Origin of the sequence: Streptomyces sp. NPDC050147, assembly GCF_040660195.1 — a bacterium.
GTDB lineage: Bacteria > Actinomycetota > Actinomycetes > Streptomycetales > Streptomycetaceae > Streptomyces.
The window spans coordinates 14,069-40,160 of record NZ_JBFALJ010000016.1 but is presented as its reverse complement, the minus strand read 5'-3'; the positions used below and the strand labels follow the sequence as shown (position 1 = coordinate 40,160).

Annotated in this window: 17 protein-coding genes; 11 read left to right on the top strand and 6 right to left on the bottom strand. The window is 71.8% G+C overall.

All coding sequences use genetic code 11. The features are described from left to right. The first annotated feature begins 62 nt into the window (after window positions 1–62). The 4 genes from AB0I94_RS23850 (at window position 63) to AB0I94_RS23835 (ending at window position 8,112) form a co-directional block, all read left to right on the top strand. Window positions 63–779, top strand: coding sequence for a GntR family transcriptional regulator (locus tag AB0I94_RS23850; RefSeq protein WP_363311647.1), 717 nt, complete (start codon window positions 63–65; stop codon window positions 777–779). Between the two features lie 81 nt (window positions 780–860). Continuing rightward, window positions 861–2,387, top strand: coding sequence for a hypothetical protein (locus AB0I94_RS23845; protein WP_363311646.1), 1,527 nt, complete (start codon window positions 861–863; stop codon window positions 2,385–2,387). A gap of 76 nt (window positions 2,388–2,463) precedes the next feature. Beyond that, on the top strand, window positions 2,464–3,357 hold the full coding sequence (locus AB0I94_RS23840) for a hypothetical protein (RefSeq protein WP_363311645.1): 894 nt from the start codon (window positions 2,464–2,466) through the stop codon (window positions 3,355–3,357). 63 nt (window positions 3,358–3,420) lie between these two features. Next, window positions 3,421–8,112 (top strand): hypothetical protein, encoded by a 4,692-nt coding sequence (locus AB0I94_RS23835; protein WP_363311644.1) that lies wholly within the window; start codon window positions 3,421–3,423, stop codon window positions 8,110–8,112. Here the strand turns inward: AB0I94_RS23835 and AB0I94_RS23830 are convergent. The 5 genes from AB0I94_RS23830 to AB0I94_RS23810 all read right to left on the bottom strand — a co-directional run bounded on the left by AB0I94_RS23830 (window position 8,109) and on the right by AB0I94_RS23810 (window position 15,138). Continuing rightward, on the bottom strand, window positions 8,109–9,236 hold the full coding sequence (locus tag AB0I94_RS23830; RefSeq protein WP_363311643.1) for an aromatic ring-hydroxylating dioxygenase subunit alpha: 1,128 nt from the start codon (window positions 9,234–9,236) through the stop codon (window positions 8,109–8,111). The genes AB0I94_RS23835 and AB0I94_RS23830 overlap by 4 nt on opposite strands. 13 nt (window positions 9,237–9,249) lie before the next feature. Next, window positions 9,250–10,404, bottom strand: coding sequence for an N-methyl-L-tryptophan oxidase (solA, locus tag AB0I94_RS23825; protein ID WP_363311642.1), 1,155 nt, complete (start codon window positions 10,402–10,404; stop codon window positions 9,250–9,252). An 83-nt stretch (window positions 10,405–10,487) separates the two neighbouring features. After that, window positions 10,488–12,908, bottom strand: coding sequence for an FAD-dependent oxidoreductase (locus AB0I94_RS23820; RefSeq protein WP_363311782.1), 2,421 nt, complete (start codon window positions 12,906–12,908; stop codon window positions 10,488–10,490). An 89-nt stretch (window positions 12,909–12,997) separates the two neighbouring features. Further along, entirely contained in the window at window positions 12,998–14,083 is a 1,086-nt protein-coding gene (locus AB0I94_RS23815; RefSeq protein ID WP_363311641.1) for an S-(hydroxymethyl)mycothiol dehydrogenase, read from the bottom strand. A 203-nt stretch (window positions 14,084–14,286) separates the two neighbouring features. Beyond that, window positions 14,287–15,138: an IclR family transcriptional regulator gene (locus AB0I94_RS23810; protein ID WP_363311639.1), complete on the bottom strand. Its 852-nt coding sequence runs from the start codon at window positions 15,136–15,138 to the stop codon at window positions 14,287–14,289. A gap of 189 nt (window positions 15,139–15,327) precedes the next feature. Between AB0I94_RS23810 and AB0I94_RS23805 the strand changes: the two genes are divergently transcribed. Together AB0I94_RS23805 and AB0I94_RS23800 are read left to right on the top strand one after the other, a co-directional pair. Further along, window positions 15,328–15,648: a bifunctional 3-phenylpropionate/cinnamic acid dioxygenase ferredoxin subunit gene (locus tag AB0I94_RS23805; RefSeq protein ID WP_363211107.1), complete on the top strand. Its 321-nt coding sequence runs from the start codon at window positions 15,328–15,330 to the stop codon at window positions 15,646–15,648. Further along, window positions 15,645–16,802, top strand: a complete 1,158-nt coding sequence (locus AB0I94_RS23800) for an FAD-dependent oxidoreductase (RefSeq protein ID WP_363311638.1) — start codon at window positions 15,645–15,647, stop codon at window positions 16,800–16,802. Before AB0I94_RS23805 ends, AB0I94_RS23800 begins: the two co-directional genes overlap by 4 nt. A 35-nt stretch (window positions 16,803–16,837) precedes the next feature. On the opposite strand, the gene AB0I94_RS23795 is transcribed toward AB0I94_RS23800, so the two are convergent. Next, window positions 16,838–17,389, bottom strand: a complete 552-nt coding sequence (locus tag AB0I94_RS23795) for a hypothetical protein (protein WP_363311637.1) — start codon at window positions 17,387–17,389, stop codon at window positions 16,838–16,840. A gap of 440 nt (window positions 17,390–17,829) precedes the next feature. Between AB0I94_RS23795 and AB0I94_RS23790 the strand changes: the two genes are divergently transcribed. Genes AB0I94_RS23790 through AB0I94_RS23770 form a run of 5 tightly spaced genes read left to right on the top strand, consistent with a single transcriptional unit; the run spans window position 17,830 to window position 26,013 of the window. Continuing rightward, window positions 17,830–20,859, top strand: a complete 3,030-nt coding sequence (locus AB0I94_RS23790) for a nitrate- and nitrite sensing domain-containing protein (RefSeq protein ID WP_363311636.1) — start codon at window positions 17,830–17,832, stop codon at window positions 20,857–20,859. Beyond that, a complete protein-coding gene (locus AB0I94_RS23785) occupies window positions 20,856–21,296 on the top strand; it encodes a roadblock/LC7 domain-containing protein (RefSeq protein ID WP_363311635.1) in 441 nt (146 codons plus the stop codon). The genes AB0I94_RS23790 and AB0I94_RS23785 overlap by 4 nt, the downstream gene beginning before the upstream one ends. 9 nt (window positions 21,297–21,305) lie before the next feature. Beyond that, a complete protein-coding gene (locus AB0I94_RS23780) occupies window positions 21,306–21,710 on the top strand; it encodes a DUF742 domain-containing protein (RefSeq protein ID WP_363311634.1) in 405 nt (134 codons plus the stop codon). 24 nt (window positions 21,711–21,734) lie between these two features. After that, window positions 21,735–25,427, top strand: coding sequence for a hydantoinase B/oxoprolinase family protein (locus tag AB0I94_RS23775; RefSeq protein ID WP_363311633.1), 3,693 nt, complete (start codon window positions 21,735–21,737; stop codon window positions 25,425–25,427). Further along, window positions 25,408–26,013, top strand: a complete 606-nt coding sequence (locus AB0I94_RS23770; protein ID WP_363311632.1) for an ATP/GTP-binding protein — start codon at window positions 25,408–25,410, stop codon at window positions 26,011–26,013. The genes AB0I94_RS23775 and AB0I94_RS23770 overlap by 20 nt, the downstream gene beginning before the upstream one ends. Window positions 26,014–26,092: the final 79 nt, after the last annotated feature.

The following is a 26,092-nucleotide window of genomic DNA, read 5'->3' as shown; positions in this document are numbered from 1 at the left end:
TCGTTGAACGATCCCTCAATACCCATGTTGTTTCGTTCTTGTATCTGCGATTGAATCCGGTCATGGCTGAGGGAATGGCTGACCCGAGCGGACTGGCCGACGACCGTGTGCTGCTGGGGCGCACCAGCACCGCGGAGCGGGTGTCGGACATCCTCCGGAGCCGCATCGCCGAGGGGTACTTCCCGCCGGGAGCGCGCCTGTCGGAGGACAGCATCGGCGGCGCGCTCGGTGTCTCACGCAACACGCTGCGCGAGGCCTTCCGTCTCCTCACGCACGAACGACTGCTGGTCCACCAGCTCAACCGCGGGGTATTTGTCCGAGTTCTCACGGTTGAGGATGTCGAGGACATCTACCGCACCCGACGCCTCGTGGAGTGCGCGGTCGTTCGCGGCCTCGGCGATCCGCCCTTCGTCCTCGACGGGCTCGCGAGCGCCGTCGCGGACGGCACGAAGGCGGCCCGTGAGCGCAAGTGGAAGGGCGTCTCCACCGCCAACATCCACTTCCACCGGGAGCTCGTCGCGCTCGCCGGAAGCGCCCGCACCGACGAGGTGATGCGCAGCGTCTTCGCCGAACTGCGCCTGGCCTTCCACGTGGTGGACGATCCCCGCCGACTGCACGAGCCCTACCTCCTGCGCAACCGACAGATACTGCAGACCTTGCAGGAGGGTGACGCCGCGGAAGCCGAGCGGCTGCTCGCGGTCTACCTGGACGACTCGCGCCACGGCCTCGTCGAGGTGTACGGCCGGCGCGTGGCGCAGGGCGAGCGGGCGGGCGGCTGAGCCCTCGGCGGACCGGCTGAGCGCGCTGCCAGATCTGCGCCGTTTCGACCGTTGTCAGACCGAGGATCTAGTCTGTGCACCGTGACTTCGCCTGCCGTTCCGGACACCGCTCCGCCCCAGCTCAGCGCGGGGCCGAGGCCCGCTAGGGGCCCGGCCGCCGACGAGGGCCTGGCGCGGCGGCTCCGCGCGCTCGCCTGCACGGCGCCGCTGCACGACCTGGACGTGCGCAAGGCCAACCTCGCGGGCGAGTACTCCGTGTACGCGATGGCGGAGGTGGCCCTCTCCGCCATCGACCTCGTCACCCTGAACATGGACTTCGACACCGGCGCCGACCACGAGGAGATAGTGGCCAGGCTGCTCCCGCGCGTCGGAGCCCAGGCCCCCCGCCGCCCCGTCGCCGAGCACGAGCGCGTGGCCCGCTGGGTCCTGGAGAACCTGATCAACGTCGGCAGCGTCGACCGCGGCTTCCGCGCCGTGTACGGCACCTTCGCGCCCGACGGCACCTATGTGCGCAGGGACTACGACTTCAAGCTGATCGAAGAGGTCCCCGGGTACGGGGGAGGTGTCTATCTCCGTACGACGGACGAGGCGGTCAACGTCCTCGTCGGCGCCCTCGACACCGACGTCACGAGCGCCCAGATCGCCGCCGAGGTCAAGCTCGAGGTGCTCATCAGCCGCGGCCGCCTCGCCGACGCCCAGCTCGCCGCGGAGCAGGCGCGATATCGGACGGTGCAGTATTCGGAGACGCTCCGCAGGGCCCTGGACGCGACCCGGCGCAACGTCCGCGCGGTCGACTGGCTCAAGGCCGTCCCCGACATGATCGCGGAAGCGCTCGACCACGTCGCCGACCGCTATCGCCACGAGAACGCGATCCTGACGAACATCCGCAAGGCACGCGACGAGTCCGAAGACCCCGAGCACAAGCGCCGCGCCGCCGAGCTCGTGGACATCGTCAAGGACTGCATCCGCCGCCACACACAGCTCCAGTCCCGGCTCCTCGAAGCGGGACCGCTGTTCCGTGCCGAACAGGACCGCCAGGCCTTCGCGGCCCCCACCTCCCGGACCGGCCTCGATCTGTACGGCCAGCTCGTCGCCCCCCTCCTGCCCCTCCCGGTCGAGCAGGCGAGCCGCGTGACCGGCGCGTTCTTCGCGCGCGGGACGGGGCTGCGCACGCCCGTCTCCGTCCGCGTCGGCGACCTGGTCGACATACTGCTCACGCCGCCGCAGGAGCGGGAGCACCTGGGCATGGAGATGCCCGAGCCGGACCTCGTCGCCACCCCCGACGACAGCCGCTTCAGCGAGGAACAACTCGCCGACGCCATGGAACTGCTCGACCTGCCGGCCGACGCACCGAGGCGCCTGTCCGGGCTGCTCGCCGACGCCCGCAGGCGCGACACCGAACTGCCCTATCTCGTCGCCCTCCTCGCCGTCCACGCGGCCAGCCCGCCGGTCGGCACCGCATACCGCCAGGGCGAGGAGAAGCTCCTGTTCGCCGTGGACGACGGCGCCCAACTCGACGACCCGGAGTTCGGCGGCGCCGACCTCATCGTGGGCACGGCGCTGCTCGACGCCGCCGGCATGGCGGCCGGCCGGACGGAGGGCACGTGAGCACTCCTGAGCCGCTCGTGAGGACCCCCGACCCCTGCCACCCCCTCCCGCTCAACCGCCGCAAGGAGCACCAACCGTGACCGAGCACCCCGCAGAGCACGCCGCGTGGGGCGAGCCGGACGCGACGGCGGCGCCCGCGGCGACCGCCCCCATCACCCCGGCCGACGCCGCCGACGCCGCGCGGCTCGTCGCCTTCGGACTCCAGCCCAAGCTCCAGCCCGCACGCGACCAGGAGTACGCCGAGCTGCTGCGCCGGTACCGCGAGGACCCGTCGTTCGCGCGGCTCGCCGACGCCGTCGCCGCCGGGCTCGGGCTCGTCGTCCTCGAGGTGTCCCCGCGCGCGGGAATGGCCGTGACGGCTGCCGAGGACTCCGTGTTCGCCGTCCGCATGGGCGACTACGCACGCCGTACGGCCGCCGACTCCACCGACCGCTTCCTGCACGGCCTCGCCCATCTCGCCGTCGCCGCCCTGGCGTTCCCACGCCCGGAGGACCTCGCCGACGACGGATACATCGGGCGGGTGACGGTCAATGGGGTCGACGCCTTCGTACGACAGGCCTGCCACCGCCTGGAGGAGCGCGCCGAGGAGCAGGGCGAGAACACCGACCCCGAGACCGACACCCCCGGCCTGGAGGCCGCCTGGCGGATCTGGGCACGGCGCAGCTCGACGGGCGCCACCAAGGACGCCCGCCGCCTCGCCGGGTCGACCACCGGAATCATCGGCAAGGCCGTCGCGTTCCTCACCGACTCCGGGTTCCTGCAGCGCACGGGCGACGACTCCGGCGGCACGTACCGCACCACCGCCCGCTATCAGCTGCAGGTGCGCGACATGGCGGGCGGCGCCGCCATGGCCGAACTCCTGGAGCTCGGCATCGTGCCCGTCACGGACGGGTCCGCGACCCTGTTGCCCCCCGAAGAGACCGACGATCTGGAGCTGGCCGCCGACGCGGGGCTGCCCTTCCACTCCTGAAGCCTCTCGCCCCGCCCCCACATCCCCGCTGTTCCCCACGACTTACGACGAGAGTCCGCCGCCATGTACGAGCTGTCCCGGGTCCGCCTCTACTCCATCGGCCCAGCCGGTGCGCGCTACGCCGACACCGTGCTTGACCTGCGCGGCGTCGGCGCGGAGGTGCCCGACCCCGCGCCCGCCCAGGCGGAGTTCTTCGAGGACGAGCCGGTCGGCCCTCCGCGCCGCCCGGCGCCCGCGGGCGTGCTCTTCCTGGAGAACGGCGGCGGCAAGTCCGTCCTGCTCAAGCTGATCTTCTCCGTGATGCTGCCGGGCCACCGGAACACGCTGGGCGGCGCGAGCTCCGGAGTGCTGCGCAAGTTCCTGCTCGCCGACGACTGCGGCCACGTCGCCCTGGAGTGGCAGCACACCCTGACCGGCGAGTGCGTCGTGGTCGGCAAGGTCAGCGAATGGCGCGGGCGGCAGGTCTCCAACGACCCGCGGAAGTTCGCCGAGGCGTGGTACTCCTTCCGTCCCGGACCCGGCATGAGCCTGGACTCGCTGCCGGTCGCCGAGTCGTCCGCCGTACGGCCGTCCGTGGAAGGCGCGTCGGGCGCCCAGGGGCGGCGGCGCACCATGAAGGGCTTCCGTGACGCGCTGACCGAGGCGGGCAAGGCGTACCCCCACCTCGAAGTGCACTGGGAGGAGATCCACGACCGCTGGAACGAACACCTCGGCGACCTGGGCCTGGACCCCGAACTCTTCCGCTACCAGCGGGAGATGAACGCCGACGAGGGCGAGGCCGCGGGCCTCTTCGCCGTCAAGAAGGACTCCGACTTCACCGACCTGCTGCTGCGCGCCGTCACGGACACGCGCGACACGGACGGCCTGGCCGACCTCGTCCACGGCTTCGGCAACAAGCTGGGCCGCCGCTCCGAACTCATCGCCGAGCGGGACTTCACCGCGGGCTCCGTCGACCTGCTCGGCCGGATCGTCGACGCCGCCGACACACGCGCGCGTGCACGTGACGTGCACGCGGGCGCCGAGCGCCGCACCCGTACGCTCGCCCGTCGCCTCTCCGCGCGCGCCGTCGCAGAACGGAGCCGCGCGGGGGACCTCGCCGAGCGCGTCACCGCCGCCGCGCAGACCGTCACCACGGCGGAGGAGGCGCGCGGCAGGTCCGCCCTGATCTCCGCCGAACTCGCCTTCCGGCACGCCTCCTTGGCGCTCACCGTCGCGGAGAAGGCCGCCGCCGCCCAGCGCCGGGAGCTGGCCGACGCGCGTCAGCTGCACTCCGCCTGGCAGGCAGCCGAGGCCGTCCTGCGCCACCGCGCGGCCGCCGACCGCTCCGCGCGCGTGGCCTCCGCGATCCTGGAGGCCGAGCGGGACGCGGCGCCCGCGCTCGCCGCCCGCTCCAAGGCGGCGGCCGACCTCGTCCGGGTCCTGCACACCGCGGCCGAGGGCGCCGAGTCGCTCGCCAACGAGGAGGAGGAGCGCTCCGCCGCCCTCCAGGAGACCGGCGAGGCCGCCCACCGCGACGCCACCGTCGCCGCGACCGAGGCACAGCGTGCCCGCAGCGAGGCGGGGCACCTGCGCCAGCGCCTCTCCGAGGTCGAGCAGGAGACCGCGGAAGCGGTCCGCGCGGGCTGGCTGGACGACACCGCACCGGACGCCGACCCGGCGCGCGCCGCGCTGGCCGCGAGCGACGCCGAGAAGTCGGCGGCGGCCGCCTGGGACGCCGCCCGCGAGACCTCCCTGCGCGCCACCGAGCACGCCAAGGAGGCAGCCGCCGCCGAGGCCCGCGCCGAACTCACCGCGGCCCGCGCGTCGGACGCCGCGGACGCGGCCGAGCACGCGTACGACGCGGAACGCCGTGCGGCGGAGTCGATCGCCGGGGACGAGCGCCTCGCCGAGCTGCTCGGTCTGCCGGGGGCGAGCTCCCAGGGCGGGGTGCCGCAGCCTCGCCAGGGGGCGGCGCAGACGGGCACCGGCAGCGACCGCGAGGACGCGAACGCCACCAAGGTCACCAAGGCCGCCACCGCCACCCGCACGCTGAGCGAAGGCCCGCTCTCCCTGACCGAGCTCGACCGCAGCGCCGACGACCTCCGCACCCTCCTCGAAGACGGGGTCGCATCCGCCGAGCGGCAGCTCTTCGAGCTCCGGACCGCCGCCGCCGACGACTCCCGCATCCTGGGCGCCCTCGGCGACGGCGGACTTCTTCCGCCGGGCCCCGACGTCCTGGCCACCGTCGAGTTCCTCGGCGAGCACGGCATCCCCGCGCTGCCCGGCTGGCGCTACCTCGCGCAGGCCGTCGACCCCACCGACCACGCGCGCGTGCTCGCCGCCCGGCCCGAGCTGGTCGACGGAGTCGTCATCACCGACCCCGCCACCCACGCACGGGCCCGCGAAGCCCTCGCCGGCGCCGCCCTGCTGCCCCGCTCCGCCGTCGCCGTCGGCACCGCGGCCGCCCTCCTCGCCCCGACCCCCGGTGAGGACGCACAAGGCGGCGACGTCTTCCTCGTACCGCCGAACCCCGCCATGCACGACGAACACGCCGCCGACGAGGAGCGGCAGGCGCTGCGCGCACGTGCGGCGCGGCGCGACGAGGAGATCCGGGCGCTCGCCGTGCGCCTCGCCAAGGACCGCGAGCTCGCCGCGCGGCTCGCCTCCTGGCGCGGCGGCTGCCCGGCCGGACGCATCGAAGAGCTCGCCGCCGCAGCGCGCAGCGCCCGCGCCTTCGCCGAAGAGGCCGAGGCCGAACTCGCCGAGGCGCGTATGGTCCGGGCCGAGGCCGACGAGGCGGCTGCCGAAGCGGCACGCGCGCGTGACGAGCGGCAGGAGGCCGCCCAGCGCGCGCGGCGCGTCGCCGACGCACTCGCGGGCCTCGCGTTCCGCCTGCGCGAGCGCGCGAGCTGGCAGACCAAGCTGCGTGAACTCGCCGATGACGCCGTCGAGTCGGAGGCCCGCGCCCAGACCTGCCTGGACCGGGCCCGCGCCGCGGACGAGGACCGGCGCGCCGCCCAGCGCGCCGCCGACGACGCCCGCCGCACCGCCCGTGCCCTGCGCGCCGAGCGCGCCGAGATCGCGGGCGCTCCCGAGGACGTTCCCGAGGACACCGGCGCCCCCAAGGCGTCGCTGCCCGCACTCCGCGAGGCCTACCGCGCGGCGTCCCAGCTCTACGAGAAGGTCGGCGTCGGCGCGGACCTGCGCGCCGAACAGGCCCGCGCCGAGAGCGACGAGAGCAGCGCCCTCGCCGAGCTGGACCGGCTCAGCAACAAGGTCCGCACCCGCGCCGCCTCCCTCCTGGAGGGCACGGACGGCTCCGACGGCCCCTCCCGGCAGGCCGCGTCCGCGCGCGCCGAGGCCCAGGTCCAGCTCATCGAGACCCGGGCGTCCGCCGCGAGCGAGCAGCTCGGCAGGCTCCGCGGCGAGGCAGAGCGGCTCGCCCCCCAGGACGACGCCGAAGCGCACACCGAGCTCCCCGAAGAGCTCGTCCCCGCCGACGCCGAGCACGCGCAGGCCCTCCTGCGCACCGCCACCGCCGAACTGGCCTCCCGCACCGATGCGCTGAGCCAGGCCAAGGACGCGCACGCCACCCTCCTGCAGGCCCAGCGCGCCACCGAGGACGCCGCCGGCGGTTTCGACGAGACGGCAGCCCTCCTGCGCGACCTGCTGCGCGAGCAGCACCACGAAGAGGAAGCGACCGAGGAGCCCGAGCCCTACCCCGGCTCCCTCGAAGAGGCCCGCAACGCCGCGTCCGAGGCCCGGCGCTCCCTGCGCGGCTGCGCCGCCGACCTCTCCACTGCCGAGGCCGCCGTCCGCGAGGCCAGTGACATCCTCGTACGGCACGCGAACTCCACCCGCTACGAGCAGGTGCGCACCCCCGCCCGCCAGCAGATCCGCGAACTGCCCGCCTCCGCGCTGCCGGAGCACGCCAAGAAGTGGGCCGACGCCTTCGCGCCCCGGCTGCGTGTGCTCACCGACGAGCTGGAGCAGTTGGAGCGCAACCGCGACAGCATCGTGGACCGCCTGCGCGGCCTCGTGGAGTCCTCGCTGGCCACGCTCCGCTCGGCGCAGCGCCTCTCGCAGCTGCCCGAGGGCCTGGGGGAGTGGTCGGGCCAGGAGTTCCTGCGCGTCCGCTTCGACGAGCCCGACCAGGCGACGCTGACCGAGCGCCTCGGCGAGGTCATCGACGAGGCGACGCGGGCCGCGGTCAAGAAGAACTCCGACATGCGGCGGGACGGAATGTCCCTGCTGCTGCGCGGAGTCCAGGCCGCCCTCGAGCCGCGCGGCATCGCGGTGGAGATCCTCAAGCCGGACGCCGTGCTGCGCGCCGAGCGGGTGCCGGTCGGTCAGATGGGCGACGTCTTCTCCGGCGGTCAGCTGCTCACCGCGGCCATCGCCCTGTACTGCACGATGGCCGCCCTGCGCAGCAACGACCGGGGCCGTGACAAGCACCGGCACGCCGGCACGCTCTTCCTGGACAACCCCATCGGCCGCGCCAACGCCACCTACCTCCTGGAGCTCCAGCGGGCCGTGTCGGACGCGCTCGGTGTGCAGCTGCTGTACACCACCGGTCTGTTCGACACGACAGCGCTCGCGGAGTTCCCGCTGGTCATCCGGTTGCGAAACGACGCGGACCTGCGTGCGGGACTGAAGTACATCAGCGTCGAGGAGCACCTGCGGCCGGGGCTGCCGCAGCAGGACCCGGCCGAGGAGACCGTGCACGGGGAGATCACGGCGACACGCATGTACAAGCGCCCGGCCCCCACGGCTTAGCCCAGCAGGCCGGCCAGCCACTCATGGAAGAGGCCGATGTGATGCTCGGTCGGTACGAGCACCCCGCCCCCGCGATAGGCGCGTGACGCCATCGCGGGCTGGGTGCGCTCGCAGGCCTCGAAGTCCTGTTCGTTGACCCGGTGGAAGAGCTCCACGGACTTGGCGAGGTCGACGCCGGACGCGACCACCTCGGGTGCGTACAGCCAGTCGCACTCGACGACCGTGCGGTCCTCGGCCAGCGGGAACATCCGGTGCAGGATCACATGGTCCGGGACGAGGTTGATGAAGACGGTCGGCTTGATCGTGATCGCGTAGTAGCGGCGGTCCTGGTCCTCGGCGACCTCGGGGAGGCGGTCGAAGCCCGCGCTGCCGTCGACGGTGAATCCAGCGACCTCCTCACCGAACGAGGCGCCGTGCCCGACGTAGTACTGGGCGGCGAACCCGTCCGTGAACTCCGGCAGCACATCGGTCAGTTCGGGGTGGATGGTCGCGCAGTGGTAGCACTCCATGAAGTTCTCGACGATCAGCTTCCAGTTGGCGCGCACGTCGTACGTGACGCGTTTGCCGAGGGCGAGCCGCTCGGTTCCGTAGCGCTCGATGGACGCCGCGTCGCCCAGGCGCTCCACGGCCGCGCCGACGACGGTCTCCTCGAAGGACGGCGGTTCGTCGGCCAGGCACACCCAGGCGTAGCCCAGCCACTCCCGCAGCGCGACCTTGACCAGGCCGTACGCGGTGCGGTCGACGTCGGGCATCTTCACCAGGTTCGGCGCGGCGATCAGCTTGCCGTCGAGATCGTAGGTCCACGCGTGGTAAGGGCATTGAAGCGCGCGGCGCACCTCGCCGGACTCCTGCGTGCACAGCCGGGCGCCGCGGTGCCGGCAGATGTTGAGGAAGGCGCGCAGCTCACCGGAGCGCGAGCGTGTGACAAGGACGCTCTCGCGGCCGATCTGGACGGTGCGGAAGGCGCCGGGTTTGTCGAGGTCGGCGGCGCGCACCGCGCAGAACCAGAGCGATTCGAAGACGCGTTCCTGTTCCTGCCGGAAGATCTCGGGGTCGGTGTAGAAGTGGCCCGGCAGCGTGGACATCAGGCTGGCTGCGGACGGGGCCTCGGGGGTCGTCGTCACGGTGGCGTGCTCCTCAAGCGGGCGCGGCGGCCAGGCGGCTGGGATCGAAGAGTTCGATGGGGTGTTCGGTGGTGCCCCGCAGCGCCAGATCGGCGACGATCTCGCCGACGACCGGCACGAACTTGAAGCCGTGCCCGGAGAACCCGGCGGCCACGGTGACCGAGTCCGGGTGGGCCGGGTGGCGGGCGATGACGAAGTGCTCGTCGGGTGAGTTGGAGTACATGCAGGTCGCCGCCTTGAGGAACTGCCCGGGCAGGGAGGGGATGTGACCTGCCATGTGCTCCGCCATCGCGGCGACCTCGTGCTCGTGGACCGTGCGCTCGATGTTCTCGGGCGTGCAAGGCGTGCCCTTGCGGAAGAAGGCGACCTTGGCGCCCAGGTCGGGCCCGTCGATGGCCGGGAAGCCGTAGACCTGGATGTCGTCCGCGTCCTCCCAGATGTAGATCGGGTGGTTTTGCGGAAGGAAGGGCCGCACACCGCCGGTCGGCTGGAACCAGTACATGACCTGCCGCTCGATGGTGAACGGCACCCCGATGTCGGTCAGGAGCTGCGGCGCCCAAGCCCCGGGACAGATGACCAACTGACCAGCGGTGTAGGCGTCTTCGGGAGTGTGCACGCGGACGCCGTCCCGACACGGCTCCCAGCGCGTCATCGGTTCCTCGAAGTGCAGGTCGGCGCCCTGCCGCGTGGCGAGCTGCAGATGGGCGGCGACGGTGTTCTCGGGGCGGACGAGCCCGGCCCGTGACTCGTACAGCGCGACTTCGTCGTCGCGCGGGCTGAGCGTCGGGAAGCGGCGGCGTATCTCGGGGGCGTCGAGCATCTCGTGGGGGAGGTCCCACTGCCGCGCGGAGAGCAGCGAACCGGAGACGGTGCGGCTCTCGGGGCGGCCGACCATCACGCCGCCGCACAGGGTGGCGATCTCGCGGCCGGTGTCGCGCTCCAGGCGCGCGTACAGCTCGTGCGAGCGAAGGAGCAGCGGGACGTACGCGGGGTCCTCGAAGTAGGACTGCCGGGTGATGCGCGAACCGCCGTGGCTGGAGCCGCGGTTGTGGACGGGACCGAACTTCTCCAGGCCGAGGACACGGGCGCCGCGCGCGGAAAGATGGTGGGCGGCGGCGCTGCCCATGCCGCCGAGGCCGATCACGATGACGTCATAGGTGGGGGACACGGAGCTTCCTCCAGAACAGAACAGAACAGAACAGAACAGAACAGCGCAGAGCCGGAACAGCCGGAGCTGAAACCGACGGGCCTCTAGCGGCGGATGCGGGTCATCTTCGGGTCGAACAGCGGCTCTTCGGCGACCGTCGCGGGCACCTTCTCGCCGAAGTACTCGATGTGCACGCCCGCGCCCGTCTCCAGCACCGGCAGCCACGCGTAGGCGACGCAACGGCCCAGCGTGTAGCCGTACGAGGCGCTGGTGACGTACCCGGCCGGTACCCCGTCGACGTAGACGGGCTCCTTGCCGAGGACCACGGCCGCCGGATCGTCGAGCAGGAGAGCGGTGAGCTTCCGTGCGCTCCGGCCGTCGCGGGAGCCGAGCCGTTCGAGCGCCGCCCGGCCCACGAAGTCGCCACGGTCCATGCGGACCGCGAAGCCGACACCCGCCTCGTACGGGTTGTGTTCGGTGGTCATGTCCTGCCCCCAGGCGCGGTACCCCTTCTCCAGGCGCAGGCTGTTGAACGCCGAACGCCCGGCCGCGATCACGCCGTGTTCCTGCCCCGCCTGCCAGAGGGTGTCCCAGAGCCGGAGCCCGGTGTCGGCGCTCGTGTAGAGCTCCCAGCCCAGCTCACCGACGTACGACAGACGCATCGCCGTCACCGGGACATGCCCGATGTATGTCTCCTTGGCCCGGAAATAGCCGAACGCCTCGTGCGAGAAGTCGTCCCGGGTGAGTGGTTGGACGAGGTCTCGGGCGAGCGGGCCCCAGACGCCGATGCAACAGGTGCCCGCTGTGATGTCCCGCAGGTGCACGTCGTCGGGGGCGTGGCGCAGCAGCCAGTCTAGATCGGCCGGGCTGTTGGCGCCGACCTGGAAGCGGTCCGGGGCGAGCCGGGCCACGGTGAGGTCGGAGCGGATGCCGCCCGCCTCGTCGAGGAGCAGGGTGTACGTCACCGCGCCGGGCTTCTTCGCCAGGTTGTTGGAGGTCATGCGCTGCAGGAAGGCGAGCGCACCGGGTCCTGACACCTCCAGACGGCGCAGGGGAGTCATGTCGTAGAGGGCGACCTTCTCGCGGGTCGCCTTCGCCTCGGCGGCCGCGATCGGGGACCAGTGGCGGGCCGACCAGGCGTCGCGTTCGGGGACCTCGACGTCCGTGAGGAGCGGGGCGTTCGCCTCGTACCAGTGCGGGCGCTCCCAGCCGCCGCCCTCCAGGAAGATGGCGCCCAACTCCTGCTGCCGGGCGTAGAAGGGGCTGACGCGCAGCGGCCTGGGCCGTTCCATCGGCTGAAGGGGGTGCAGGACGTCGTAGACCTCGACGAACTGCTGGGCACCGCGGTCGGCGACGTACGCGGGAGAGCGCTGGGCGTCGTCGAAGCGGGTGAGGTCGCAGTCGTGTACGTCGACGGAGGGCCGCCCGTCGATCATCCACTCGGCGACCGCCTTGGCCACCCCCGCGGAGTGCGTCACCCACACCGCCTCGGCCAGCCAGAAGCCGCGCAGCGTACGGGACTCACCGAGGACCGGCATCCCGTCCGGGGTGAAGGAGAAGACGCCGTTGAAGCCCTCCGCGACGCCGGCGCCGCGCAGCGAAGGCAGCAGCCACCCGCACTCCTCCCAACTGGGCGCGAAATCCTCCTCGGTGAAGGGGTACGAGGACGGCATCTCCGTCGTCACGTCGTCGTACGCCGGGACCGTGAACGCGTCGACAGGTAGTGGCCGGTGGGCGTACGAACCGATGCCGATGCGGTCGGTGTGCTCCCGGAAGTACAGATCGCGGTCCTGGAAGCGGAGGATCGGCTTCGAGGCTTCCGTGCGCGGGTCGTTGACGCCCGCGAGCTCGGGGAGCGGCTCGGTCTTGGCGTACTGGTGGGCGAGGGGGAGGAGGGGGATGTCGACCCCGGCCATGCGACCGATCACCGGCCCCCAGAAGCCCGCCGCCGACACGACGTGGTCGGCGGGGAACGTGCCTCGGTCGGTGACGACGGCGGTGACGCGTCCGTCCTCCTGCTCTATGCCGGTCACGGTGTGCCGGTCGAGGAAACGCGCGCCACGCGCGCGTGCCCGCTCGATCTGCGCGCGGCAGGCGAGCACGGCGCGGGCGAGGCCGTCGTCGGGGGTGTGCAGGCCGCCGAGGACCTTGCTCTCGTCGATGAGCGGCCACATCTCCTTGCACCGGGCCGGACCGACCAGCTCCGCGCGGATGCCCCAGGAGGCGGCGTACCCGGCCTTGCGGTGCAGGTCGGCCCAGCGCTCGGGCGTGGTCGCGAGTTCGATGCCGCCGACCGGGTTGAAGCAGGACAGGCCGTCCACTTCCAGGGCCCCGAACTTCTCCACCGTGTACGTCGCGAAGGCGGTCAGGGTCTTGGACGGACCGGTCTGGAAGACGAGGCCGGGGGCGTGCGAGGTCGAGCCGCCGGGGGCGGGCAGCGGCCCCTGTTCGAGGACCGTGACGTCGGTCCAGCCGCGGACGGTCAGCTCGTCGGCCAGCGAGCAGCCGACGATGCCGGCGCCGATGACGACGACGCGGGGCGGGCGGGGCTCGGGGGGCGGCTGCGGCTCGCGGGGCTGCCGGGGCTCCCGGCCGCCGGGCGCGGACGTGTCGTTCACAGGACCACCACCGAACGCAGCACCTCACCGCGGTGCATCCTGCCGAAGGCCTCCTCGACCTGGTCGAGCGTGATGGTCTCCGAGACGAAGCCGCCGAGGTCGAGCCGGCGGCTGAGGTACTGGTCGACGAGGATCGGGAAGTCCCGGGTCGGCAGGCAGTCGCCGTACCAGGAGGACTTGAGGGCGCCGCCGCGCGAGAACAGGTCGATCAGCGGCAGGTCGATCTCCATCTCCGGGTCGGGCACTCCGACCTGCACGAGGACACCCGCGTGATCACGCATGTAGAAGGCCTGCTTGTACGTCGACGGGGTGCCGACCGCGTCGATCGCGACGTCCACCCCGAAGCCGCCGGTGAGTTCCCGGACCGCCTCGACCGGGTCCGTGCCGCGGGAGTTGACGGTGTGCGTGGCACCGAACCGGGTCGCGCCGTCGAGCTTGGCCTCGTCGATGTCGACGGCGATCACGCGGCGCGCGCCCGCCAGCGAGGCACCCGCGATGGCGGCGTTGCCCACACCGCCGCAACCGATGACGGCCACGGTGTCGCCGCGGCCCACCTGCCCGGTGTTCACCGCGGCCCCGTAGCCCGCCATCACTCCGCAGCCGATGAGGCCGGCAGCCTCGGGGCGGGCAGCCGGGTCGACCTTCACCGCCTGCCCGGCGGCGACCAGGGTCTTCTCGGCGAAGGCGCCGATGCCCAGGGCGGGGCTCAGGGGGGTGCCGTCCAGGAGGGTCATGGGCTGGGCGGCGTTGCGTGAGTCGAAGCAGTACCAGGGGCGGCCGCGCAGGCAGGAGCGGCAGGCGCCGCAGGGTGCGCGCCAGGCGAGCACCACGTAGTCGCCGGGGGCGAGGTCGGCGACATCGGTGCCGATCGCCTCGATGGTGCCCGCTGCCTCATGGCCGAGCAGGAACGGGAAGTCGTCGTTGATCGCGCCTTCCCGGTAGTGCAGATCCGTGTGGCAGACCCCGCAGGCCTGCACGGAGACAAGTACCTCTCCCGGTCCGGGATCTGGCACGACGATCGTCTGCACCTCGACGGGTGCGCCCTTTTTCACGGCGACGACGGCACGGACCTCGTGTGGCACGACCAGACTCCTCTGCTGTTGCGCACTGCACGACGGGTTGCGCTATGAGAGACATACTGGGAACGCCATCAAGAGGCCGTCAAGGGGTGGGAGTTAACCCTTGGCAAATCGGCTGGGCACGGCGAGACACCGTCGACACGCAACGAGGGCGGAGCCAGGAATCCCTGACTCCGCCCTCGTGCCGGGCGTCTGGCGGCGGTCCCTCAGAATCCGTAGCCCATGCGCCGCGACAGCTCCACGGCCGCCGCGACCGTGCGCTTGGCGTGCTCGGTGAGGCGGTCCTCGGTCAGGCGGTACACGGGCCCCGACGCGCTGAGCGCCCCGATCACCTTGCCGTCGTGCGCGCGCACCGGTGCGGCGACGGCCGCCAGGCCCACCTCGAGTTCCTCCACCGCGATGGCGAACCCCTGGTCGACGACGGCCTCCAACTCGCCGCGCAGCGCCACCGTCCCGGTCACCGTGTGATCGGTCAGGCGCGGCAGCGTCCGCGCGATCAGGCCCTCGCGCAGCGTCGTCGGCAGATGAGCGAGGAGGATCTTGCCGCTGGAGGTGGCGTGCAGCGGCGTGCGCCTGCCCAGCCAGTTCTGCGCGGTCACGGACGCCGGGCCGCGCGCCTGCATGATGTTGACCGCGGCGTCGTCGTCCAGGATCGCGATGTTGACCGTCTCGCCCAGTTCGTCGGCGAGGTCGCGGCAGACCGGGCCGCCCTCCTGGGAGATGTCCAGACGCACTGCCGCCGCCCCCGCGAGGCGCAGTACGCCGGCCCCCAGGAAGTACTTCCCGCGGTCCTTGGCCTGGCCCACGAGGCCTCGGTTCTCCAGGACGCCGAGCAGTCGGAAGGCCGTCGACTTGTGCACCCCCAGCTCGTCGGCGATCTCGGTGACCCCGGCCTCGCCGAGCCGGGCGAGTATCTCCAGGACGCTGACCGCGCGGTCCACTGACTGGACGGATCCCGGTGCGCCCTTCGGCTGCTTCTCGCGGGACTCGGGTCGGTCTTCGGGGCGGTCCTCGCGCGGCTCCTCGTTGTGATCAGGCTGTTTCCGCGTGCCGGTCATATCTCAACTCTCACCACCTCGCGGCTCGTTGGAGCCGCATCTACGGGAAGCCCTTGACGCGGTGGGCTTCCCGGCCGGAGTCTGTTGCGTATAGCGCGTTCTGGTGCGCCATGCGAAACGTCATGTTACCGAAGGGTCCTGGGCCGAGAAGGGGTCAGGGCCGGCCGAGAGAGATCAAGAGGGGGGCCCATGATTCCCGTCTGCCGCCTTGAAGACCTCCCCGCGGGCGAATCCGTCCGCGTCGACACCACACCTCCCGTCGCGGTGTTCAACGCCGATGGCGAGATCTACGCCATCGACGACACCTGTAGCCACCAGGACGCCTCTCTCTCCGAGGGGTGGCTCGAGGGCTGTCTGGTCGAATGCCCGCTCCATGCCGCCTCGTTCGATCTCCGTACCGGGCGGCCGACCTGCCTGCCCGCCCGCCGCGCCGTGCGCACCCATCGGGTGAGCGTCGACGACGGCACGATCCATGTCCACCTCGTGGCCGAGGAGGGTTCCGCCGCATGAGGACCATCACCGTGGTGGGCGCCTCGCTCGCCGGGCTCTACGCGGCGCGCGAACTGCGCGCCCAGGGATACGACGGGCGGCTCGTGATCATCGGTGACGAGCCGCATCAACCGTACGACAGGCCGCCGCTCTCCAAAGACTTCCTCACCGGCAAGGCCGACGAGGCCCAACTCGCCCTGTCCGACGACGAGGAGACCGACGAGCTCGCCGCCGAGTGGCTGCTCGGGGTGCGCGCCCGGGGCCTGGACCCGCGTGGTCGCACCGTGCTCCTGGAGGACGGCAGGACCGTCGCGAGCGACGGGGTGGTCATCGCGACCGGCGCCTTCGCGCGCCGGCTCCCGGGGCCCTCGCTGTCGGGGGTGCACAGCCTGCGCACCCTGGACGACGCCCGCGCCCTGCGCACGCGGCTGACCGCGGGTTCGCAGCGAGTGGTCGTGATCGGCGGCGGTTTCATCGGGGCGGAGACCGCGTCCTCGTGCGTGGCACTCGGGCACGAGGTGACGGTCGTCGAGGCGGCCCCGCTGCCTCTCCTGCCGCAACTGGGAGCCGACATGGCGGCGTTCTGTGCCGGCCTGCACGCGCGTGGGGGAGCGGAGCTCGTGACGGGCGCCGGTGTCTCCGCGCTGCACGGCGAGAGGGCCGTACGCGCGGTGGAGCTGGCCGACGGCCGTCTGCTCCCCGCCGATGTGGTCGTCGTAGGCATCGGTGCCGTCCCCAATACCGGCTGGCTCGCGGGCTCGACTCTCGCCGTGGGCGACGGAGTCCTCTGTGACGACGGCTGTGTCACCGGGTTGCCGCACGTCGTCGCGGTGGGCGATGTCGCACGCGTGGGCGGCGCGCGGGCCGAGCACTGGACGAGTGCCACGGAGCAACCCCGTGTCGCCGTACGCAACTTGCTGGCCGGGCACACCGCCGAGACCGTGCGCCCGCTGCCGTACTTCTGGTCCGATCAGTACGGCTGCCGCATCCAGTTCGCCGGGCGTCGGCGCGCCGACGACACCGTGCGCCTCCTCGAAGGGACACCGGAGGAGGGCAGCTTCCTCGCCGCGTACGAGCGGGAGGGGCAGACCACCGCGGTCCTCGCGGTGGACCGGCCGCGCCCGTTCATGCGCATGCGACGCGGTCTGCTCGCGGAGGCGCCCGTCGCGGCCTAGGCCCCTTCCGGCGGATCTCCGTGGGAGAAGAAGCCCTAGGTGTGCGACAACTGCCCGGCCCTGCCACGCCTCCGTATGCGATCCTCGCTCCGCGCCGCCGTCCGGGCCTGCCGGCGGGCCCGGCGCCGCTCGCGCCGCAACTGACGCGCCGTGCTGCTCGGCACCGACACCACGCCGTTGCGCTGGTTCCACACCTGGCGTGTGACCCACACGTCCAGGACGCCCCAGGTGGCGACGACGGTGCTGGCCACGCTGCTGAGCACCATGGGGAAGGACAGCCAGGATCCGGCCATCGTGCACAGGAACGCCGTCATCGCCTGTATGAGGGTCAGCGCCACGATGAGCACGGCTCGCACCGCGGCCGTACGCACCGGATCGGGCAGGCGCCGTCTGCGCGCCGGTTCCTCGACCCACAACTCCCCGCGGCTCTCCCCGCCTTCACGGGCCTCCCGGTCTTTGCGGGCCTCCCGGTCTTCACGGGCCTCGCGGTTCTCGCCGGACTGGTCCATGGACGCCTCGTGCTCGCTCCCGCGCCCGGATGCCTCCTGCTCGTCCCCGGTCGTCCTCTGGCGCTCTGCCGTGGCCATCAAACTCGTCACTCCCCCGATGCTCTCGGGCCGTTCGCTGAGATGTCGGCGGACCCGACCCTCCACTGGCTGCCCGTTATACGCGGCTTTACGCCACCTGATGGCGGCATGCGTTCCCGTGGTGCCGCTGTCCCCAATTCCCTTACTCAAGGACGAACAAGAAGACCGGAAGATTCCCGCCCGGTTCAAAAAAGCGAAGAGATCCGGCCAACTGGATAGATCGGCAAGGGTGACTGTGCCGAGTGGCATGTGCCACACGCGGGATGCAATCTCCCGAATTGGAGGGACAACTAGGGACGTCCTTTTTGCGTCACGGCTGAAATCCGTCCGGACGTGTCTTCGAGTTGCTCCTGTGTCAGTAGTAGGCTCACGCCGTTTGTTGACGCACATGTGTGCCCCTGGCCATAGCGCGGCCGCAGGGGGCCGATCTGGGGGAGGCCATGCGCTTTCGCGGGAAGTCCATCCGCCGGAAGATCGTGGCATTGCTGCTGGTGCCGCTCATTTCCCTGACCGCGATGTGGGGTTTCGCCACTTACCTCACCGGCCAGTCGGCCAAGGACCTCATCGACGTCTCCCATGTCGTCGACAAGATCGGCTACCCGATCGAGGACACGGCCCGGGTCGTCCAGCAGGAACGTCGCCAGACCCTCGTCTATCTCGCCGACCCCCGCGCCTCGGACGCGCTCGCGGCGCTGCGCCGCAGCCAGACGGCCACCGACGAGATGATCGTCAGGGTCGTGGAGAACGCGGAACACCCGGACGTGCGGGACGAGGTCACCGGAGAGTCGGCGGACCGGCTCGCTTCGCTCCTCGACTCCTTCGAGGGCATCGATGCGCTGCGCCGCACGGTCGAGGAAGGCACGATCACCCGCGCCGGCGCGCTGAAGATGTACACGAAGCTGATCGACCCCTGCTACGGCTTCCTGATGACCCTGCACGGTCTCGACGACGTGGAGATGGACCAGCAGGGCCGGGCCCTCGTCGGAGTGGCCCGCGCCCGTGAACTGCTGTCCCGTGAGGACGCGCTGCTCGGTTCCGCACTGATCGCGCGCCGGCTCACCAAGGCCGAGATCCGCGAGATCTCCGACCTCAGGGCCCAGCGCACGCTGCTGTACGAGGTCAACCTCGCCCAGCTGCCGGAGGATGAGCGCGCCGGCTACGAGCGGTACTGGAACGGCGCGGAGACGACCGAGCTCAGGTCCGCCGAGAAAGCCGTCGTCGAATCCTCGTCAGGCACCCCGCGCGCCGTCACGTCGGCGCGCTGGGACGCCGCTTCGGGCAAGGTCCTGAAGGACCTCGCCGAGCGCGACAAGGCGGCGGGCGACCGCTTCCAGGAGCGCGTCGAACCGGTGGCGGTCGGCGTGATCGTGCGGGTCGTCGTCGCGGGCGTGTTCGGTCTGCTCGCGCTCCTGTTCTCGGTCTTCATGTCCGTGCGCGTCGGCAGCAGTCTCATCCGCGACCTGCGCCGACTGCGCCTTGAGGCCCATGAGGCCTCCGGCGTCCGGCTGCCCGGCGTGCTGCGCCGCCTGGCGGCGGGCGAACAGGTCGACGTGGAGACCGAGGCACCACGCCTGACGTACGAGAAGGACGAGGTCGGCCAGGTCGGCCAGGCCCTCAACACCCTGCAGCGCGCCGCGGTCGAGGCCACCGTCAAACAGGCCGACCTGCGCCGCGGTGTCTCCGAGGTCTTCGTCAACCTCGCCCGGCGCAGCCAGGTCCTCCTGCACAAGCAGCTCACCCTGCTCGACACCATGGAGCGCAGGACCGAGGACACCGACGAACTCGCCGACCTCTTCCGCCTCGACCACCTCACCACGCGCATGCGGCGGCACGCCGAGGGCCTCGTGATCCTCTCCGGCGCCGCCCCGTCCCGGCAGTGGCGCAAGCCCGTCCAGCTCATGGACGTCGTCCGCGCGGCCGTCGCCGAGGTCGAGGACTACGAACGCATCGAGGTGCGCCGCCTGCCGCGCATCGCCGTCACCGGGCCCGCGGTCGCCGACCTCACCCACCTGATGGCCGAACTCCTGGAGAACGCCACGGTGTTCTCGCCCCCGCACACCGCGGTGCAGGTCCTCGGGGAGCACGTCGCGAACGGCTTCACCCTGGAGATCCACGACCGGGGCCTCGGCATGGCGGCCGACGCCCTCCTGGACGCCAACCTCCGCCTGGCGGAGACACCGGAGTTCGAGCTCTCCGACACCGACCGCCTCGGCCTCTTCGTGGTGAGCCGCCTCGCCCAGCGCCAGCGCGTACGCGTCTCCTTGCAGCCCTCTCCGTACGGCGGCACCACTGCCGTCGTGTTCATCCCGGAGACGCTGCTCACGGACGACGTGCCGGACACGAACGGCGTCGGGTTCCGCCTCGACCGCCCGCAGCCCAAGCAGGCCGTGGGCCGCGACGCCGCGGGCGACAAGCAGGCCGCGCTCGGCCAGGTCCCCGTACAGCTGCCGGGTCTTCCCGCGTCCCTCCTCGACGGTCCCGTCGAGCTGGAGGCGCCGGTCGGCATGGCGGGCCTCGACCCCTTCCCGGGCGCGCTCGGCGACCTCGACGACGCCGACAGCGAGCGCGGCGGCCTCTTCCGCCCCCGCCGCCGCGTGGCCGGGGTGCAGAGCGACGAGCAGCACCAACAGGCCCGCGATGAGCGCGAGACGGGCGAACGCGAGCCCACCCGCCCCGATGACCTCCCCTCACGCGAAAGCGGCAGAGGAAGCGGCAATGGCGACGGCAACGGAAGTGGCTTCGGCGCCCCCAGCGACGACACGTCCCCCGCAGACCCCGTACAGCTGCCCCGCCGCAGAACCCCGAAGCTGGTCTCTTCCCACGGCCGCCCCGTGACGCACAACAGGCCACGTGGCGTGGCGGACGACGAGGACGCGGCACCGCAGCGCCCCGGACGCCCCGAGCGCCCTCAGGCCCCCGTGGGACGCCCCCAGGGCGGTGCGGTGGACCGGGACCGCGACGGCCGGCCCGCGGCCGAGCCCATCGACCTGCCGCGCCGCCCCGAGCCGCAGTCCGCCTGGCCCGACCTCTCCCCGCCGCACCGCGACGTCACCGCGGCCGATGCCCCGCCGGACCTCCCGAGGCGCAGCCGGCGCACGGAGTCCGCGCGTACGGAGATCTCGCGCAAGGAGTCCCCACGTTCGGAAACACCGCGTACGGAAACACCGCGTACGGAGGCCGAGTCCCGCGTCGGCCAGGCACCGGCTCCCACCACCGCACCCGGCGGGCTGCCCCGGCGTGTGCGCCAGGCCAACCTGGCCCCACAATTGAAGGACGGGCCGGACCACCGCACGGAACGCGACCCGGCCCCGGCCACGACCAGGCCGGAGGAGCGTGACGCCGACGAGGTACGCAGCCGGATGGCTTCGCTCCAGCGTGGCTGGCAGCGTGGCCGAGAAGAGAACGCCGCGGGCGAAGACGCCTCTGACGGCACAGCACCAGGAACGACATCTGAGGGGGACGGTCGATGACCGCACCGAAGGCCGACGCACGTACCGTCACACCCGGGGGAGCGAGGGAGCTGAACTGGCTCCTCGACGATCTGGTGCAGCGAGTCGCCAGCATTCGCAAGGCGCTCGTGCTCTCCGGCGACGGTCTGCCCACCGGCGTATCGCAGGATCTGACCAGGGAGGACAGCGAACACCTCGCTGCTGTCGCCTCCGGCTTCCACAGCCTCGCCAAGGGCGTCGGGCGTCACTTCGAGGCGGGCCGGGTCCGCCAGACCGTGGTCGAGCTCGACGACGCGTTCCTCTTCGTCACGGCCGCGGGCGACGGGAGCTGCCTCGCTGTCCTCGCGGACGCGGACTCCGACGTAGGTCTGGTGGCGTACGAAATGACGCTGCTGGTCAAGAGGGTGGGTGTGCATCTGGGTACGGCGCCGCGCACCGACCTGCCCACGGGAGGGTAGCGGGAGGGTATGAGCGAAGACGGCACAGGGACACAGAGGACGCCTCGCTGGTTCGACGACGACGCCGGGCCCGTGGTGCGGCCGTACGCCATGACGCGCGGCCGGACCACGAGTCCGGCCCAGCATCGCCTCGATCTGATCGCGGTCGTCATCGCGGAGGCCCGTGCCGGTGATCCGGAGGCGGACAGGAGGCTGTCTCCGGAGCACGTGGACATCGTCGGGCTCTGCCGTGACAGCCCCCAGTCCGTTGCCGAACTGGCGGCCGAACTAGACCTTCCCATCGGCGTGATCCGCGTCCTCATCGGCGATCTCGTCGACGACGAACTGGTGCACGTGACACGTCCCGTACCCCCGGCGGAACTCCCTGACGAGAGTATTCTGCGCGACGTGATCAACGGCCTCCGGGCGCTCTGAACAGCGCGGAAGCGGGAGTGAGACGTGACTGGCTGGCAGTTCTGGGTCGACAGGGGCGGCACCTTCACGGACATCGTCGCGCGGCGGCCCGACGGACGGCTGCTCACGCACAAACTCCTGTCGGACAACCCGTCCCGCTATACCGACGCGGCCGTCGCGGGCATCCGTGAACTCCTGGGCGCCGCTCCGGGCGTCCCCGACGGCACGGCGGACGTTCCCGTCGACGCCGTCCGGATGGGCACCACCGTCGCGACCAACGCCCTCCTGGAGCGCAAGGGAGAGCCCACCGCCCTGGTGATCACCCGCGGCTTCGGCGACGCCCTGCGCATCGCCTACCAGAACCGCCCCCACATCTTCGCCCGCGAGATCGTCCTCCCCGAGCTGCCGTACGAACGGGTCATCGAGGCCGACGAGCGTGTCACCGCCGAGGGCGAGATCCTGCGGGCACCCGATCTGGAACAGCTCGCCGGGCCGCTGCGCCAGGCCCACGAGGACGGCATCCGAGCCGTCGCCGTGGTCTGCATGCACAGCCACCTGTACCCCGCCCACGAGCAGGCCATCGCCGAACTGGCGGTCCGCACGGGCTTTGCGCAGGTCTCACTCTCCAGCGAGGTCAGCCCGCTGATGAAGCTGGTCCCGCGCGCGGACACGGCGGTCGTCGACGCGTATCTGTCGCCCGTCCTCGACCGCTACATCCAGCATGTCGCCGACGAACTCGACGGCGTACGCCTGATGTTCATGCAGTCGAACGGCGGCCTCACCGAAGCGGGACAGTTCCGCGGCAAGGACGCGATCCTGTCCGGGCCCGCGGGCGGCATCGTCGGCATGGCCCGCATGTCGCACCGCGCGGGCTTCGACCGCGTCATCGGCTTCGACATGGGCGGCACGTCCACGGACGTGTCGCACTACGCGGGCGAGTACGAGCGGGTCTTCACCACCCAGATCGCGGGCGTACGGCTGCGCGCGCCGATGCTGGACATCCACACCGTCGCGGCGGGCGGCGGCTCCGTGCTGCACTTCGACGGCAGCCGCTACCGCGTGGGCCCCGACTCGGCGGGCGCCGCTCCGGGCCCGGCGAGCTACCGGGGTGGCGGTCCGCTCACCGTTACGGACGCCAACGTCGCCCTCGGGCGCGTCCAGTCCGCCCATTTCCCCCGGGTTTTCGGGCCCGGCGGCGACCAGCCGCTCGACGAGGCACTCGTGCGCGACCGCTTCACCGCGCTGGCCCGCGACATCAGGGAACGCACCGGCGACGACCGCACCCCGGAGCAGGTCGCCGAGGGGTACCTGCAGATCGCCGTCGCCAACATCGCGGCAGCCGTCAAGCGCATCTCGGTCCAGAAGGGCCATGACGTCACCCGCTACGCCCTCACGACATTCGGCGGCGCCGGCGGCCAGCACGCCTGCATGGTCGCCGACTCGCTCGGCATCCGCACCGTCCTCGTACCCCCCATGGCGGGTGTGCTCTCCGCGCTCGGCATCGGACTCGCCGACAGCACCGCGATGCGCGAGCAGTCCGTGGAGGCCCGCCTCGAACCGTCGGCGATGCCCCGCGTCCTGAAGACCGCCGACGACCTGGAGGAAGCGGCCCGCGCCGAACTCCTCGCCGAGGACGTGCCTGAGGACCGCATCCGCGTCACACGCCGCGCCCAACTGCGCTATGACGGCACCGACACCACCCTCACCGTGGAGCTCAGCGAGCCGGACAGCATGGTCCGCGTCTTCGAGGAACGCCACCGCACCACCTACTCCTTCACCCTGGACCGACCCGTCGTCGTCGAGGCGCTCTCCGTGGAGGCCACCGGCCTGACCGAGCAGCCCGACCTCTCCGTGCTCGCCGGTGACACGCGGCGAGGCACCGCGCGGACCGTCAGCCTGCACACGGGCGGCACCTGGCGCGATGTGCCCCTGCGTCGGCGCGAGGAGCTGCCGCCCGGCGAGAGAGTCGACGGACCCGCGATCATCACCGAGGCCGGCGCCACGACGGTCGTGGACGACGGCTGGCAGGCGTCGATGTCACGCGAGGGACACCTGGTCATGGAACGTGTGACGGCGCCCGCGGGTTCCGCCGTGAGCACCGAGGCCGACCCCGTCCTCCTCGAAGTGTTCAACAACCTCTTCATGTCGATCGCCGAACAGATGGGCGCCCGCCTGGAGTCCACGGCCCAGTCGGTCAACATCAAGGAGCGGCTCGACTTCTCCTGCGCGCTCTTCGACCCGGACGGCAACCTGGTCGCCAACGCCCCGCACATCCCGGTCCACCTGGGCTCGATGGGCACCAGCGTGAAGGAGGTGATCCGGCGCCGGGGCAGCAGCATGCGACCCGGGGACACCTACGCGGTCAACGACCCCTACCACGGCGGAACGCACCTGCCGGACGTCACCGTCATCACCCCCGTCTTCGACACTCAAGGGGAGCGGGACACTTCGGGGCGACAGGTCCTCTTCTACGTGGCGTCGCGCGGTCACCACGCGGAGATCGGCGGCATCGCCCCCGGTTCCATGCCGGCCAACAGCCGCACCATCGAGGAGGAGGGCATCCTCTTCGACAACTGGCTCCTTGTGGAGGACGGCCGACTCCGCGAGGCCCAGACCCTGAGCCTGCTCACCGACGGCCCGTACCCCTCCCGCAACCCGGCCACCAACCTCGCCGACCTGCGCGCCCAGATCGCCGCCAACCAGAAGGGCGTCGACGAAGTCGGCCGCATGATCGGGAACTTCGGGCTCGATGTCGTCCAGGCGTACATGAGGCACGTACAGGACAACGCCGAAGAAGCGGTACGCCGTGTCATCGACGCCCTCGAAGAAGGCGAGTTCGCCTATCCCACCGACTCGGGGGCCGTCATCCGGGTCCGCGTCTCGGTCGACCGCGACGCCCGCTCGGCGACCATCGACTTCACCGGTACGTCCCCCCAGCTCGCCACGAACTTCAACGCGCCCTTCGCGGTGGTCAACGCCGCCGTCCTGTACGTCTTCCGCACCCTGGTGGCCGAGGACATCCCGCTCAACGACGGCTGTCTGCGCCCCCTGCGGATCATCGTGCCGCCGGGCTCCCTTCTCGCCCCCGAGCCACCGGCGGCCGTCGTCGCGGGGAACGTCGAGACCTCGCAGGCGATCACCGGCGCCCTCTACGGAGCCCTGGGGGTCCAGGCCGAGGGCTCCGGGACGATGAACAACGTCACCTTCGGGAACGACCGCCACCAGTACTACGAGACGGTGGCCTCCGGGTCCGGGGCGGGCGACGGTTTCGACGGGGCGTCCGTCGTCCAGACCCACATGACCAACTCCCGGCTCACCGACCCCGAAGTCCTCGAATGGCGCCTGCCCGTGCTGCTCGAGGAGTTCGCGGTGCGACGCGGGAGCGGCGGAACCGGGCGGTGGGTCGGCGGGGACGGGGCGGTGCGCCGCATCCGCTTCCGCGAGCCGATGACGGTCTCCACGCTCGCGCAGCACCGCAGGGTGGCGCCGTACGGCATGGCGGGCGGCGGCCCCGGAGCGCTCGGCGCCGGGCGTGTGGAGCGTGCCGACGGCGGCGTCCAGGAGCTCGGCGGCAGCGACTTCGCGGACGTGGGCCCCGGCGACGTACTCGTGATCGAAACCCCGGGCGGCGGCGGATACGGTCCGGCCCCGCGCGACACCACAGGCCCGAGTGACACCACTGATCCAAGTGACACCACCGATCCAGGAGAAGCGAGCGATGATCTTCAAGCGTGCTGAGCGCGGCAAGGCCCCCGTCGAGCCGGTGACGCTGAAGATCCTGGTGGCGGGCGGCTTCGGCGTGGGCAAGACGACCCTTGTCGGCGCCGTCAGCGAGATCAAGCCGCTGCGCACCGAGGAACTGCTCAGCGAGGCGGGCCGCCCGGTCGACGACACCAGCGGCGTCTCGGACAAGCACACCACCACCGTCGCCATGGACTTCGGGCGCATCACGCTCCGCGAGGACCTGGTCCTCTACGTCTTCGGCACCCCGGGCCAGGACCGCTTCTGGTTCCTCTGGGACGAGCTGGCCACCGGGGCGCTGGGCGCCGTGGTCCTCGCCGACACCCGCCGCCTGGAGGACTGCTTCGCGGCCGTCGACTACTTCGAGCGCCGCTCCATACCGTTCGTCGTCGGCGTCAACTGCTTCGAGGGCGCGTCGCGTTACCCCGCCGAGGTCGTGCGGCAGGCGCTCGACCTCGACCCCGATGTCCCCGTGTTGATGTGCGACGCACGCGAGCGGCAGTCCGTCAAGGAAGTGCTCATAGGAGTGGTCCAGCACGCGATGGCGGTCGCCGCCGCGGCCAGGGAGCCCGCGACGACGTGAGCGCGTGAACCCGCGAACAGCCACGGCCCGTACCCCCGCCGACCGGGGTACGGGCCGCGGTCACTCTCGGCTCGGCTCC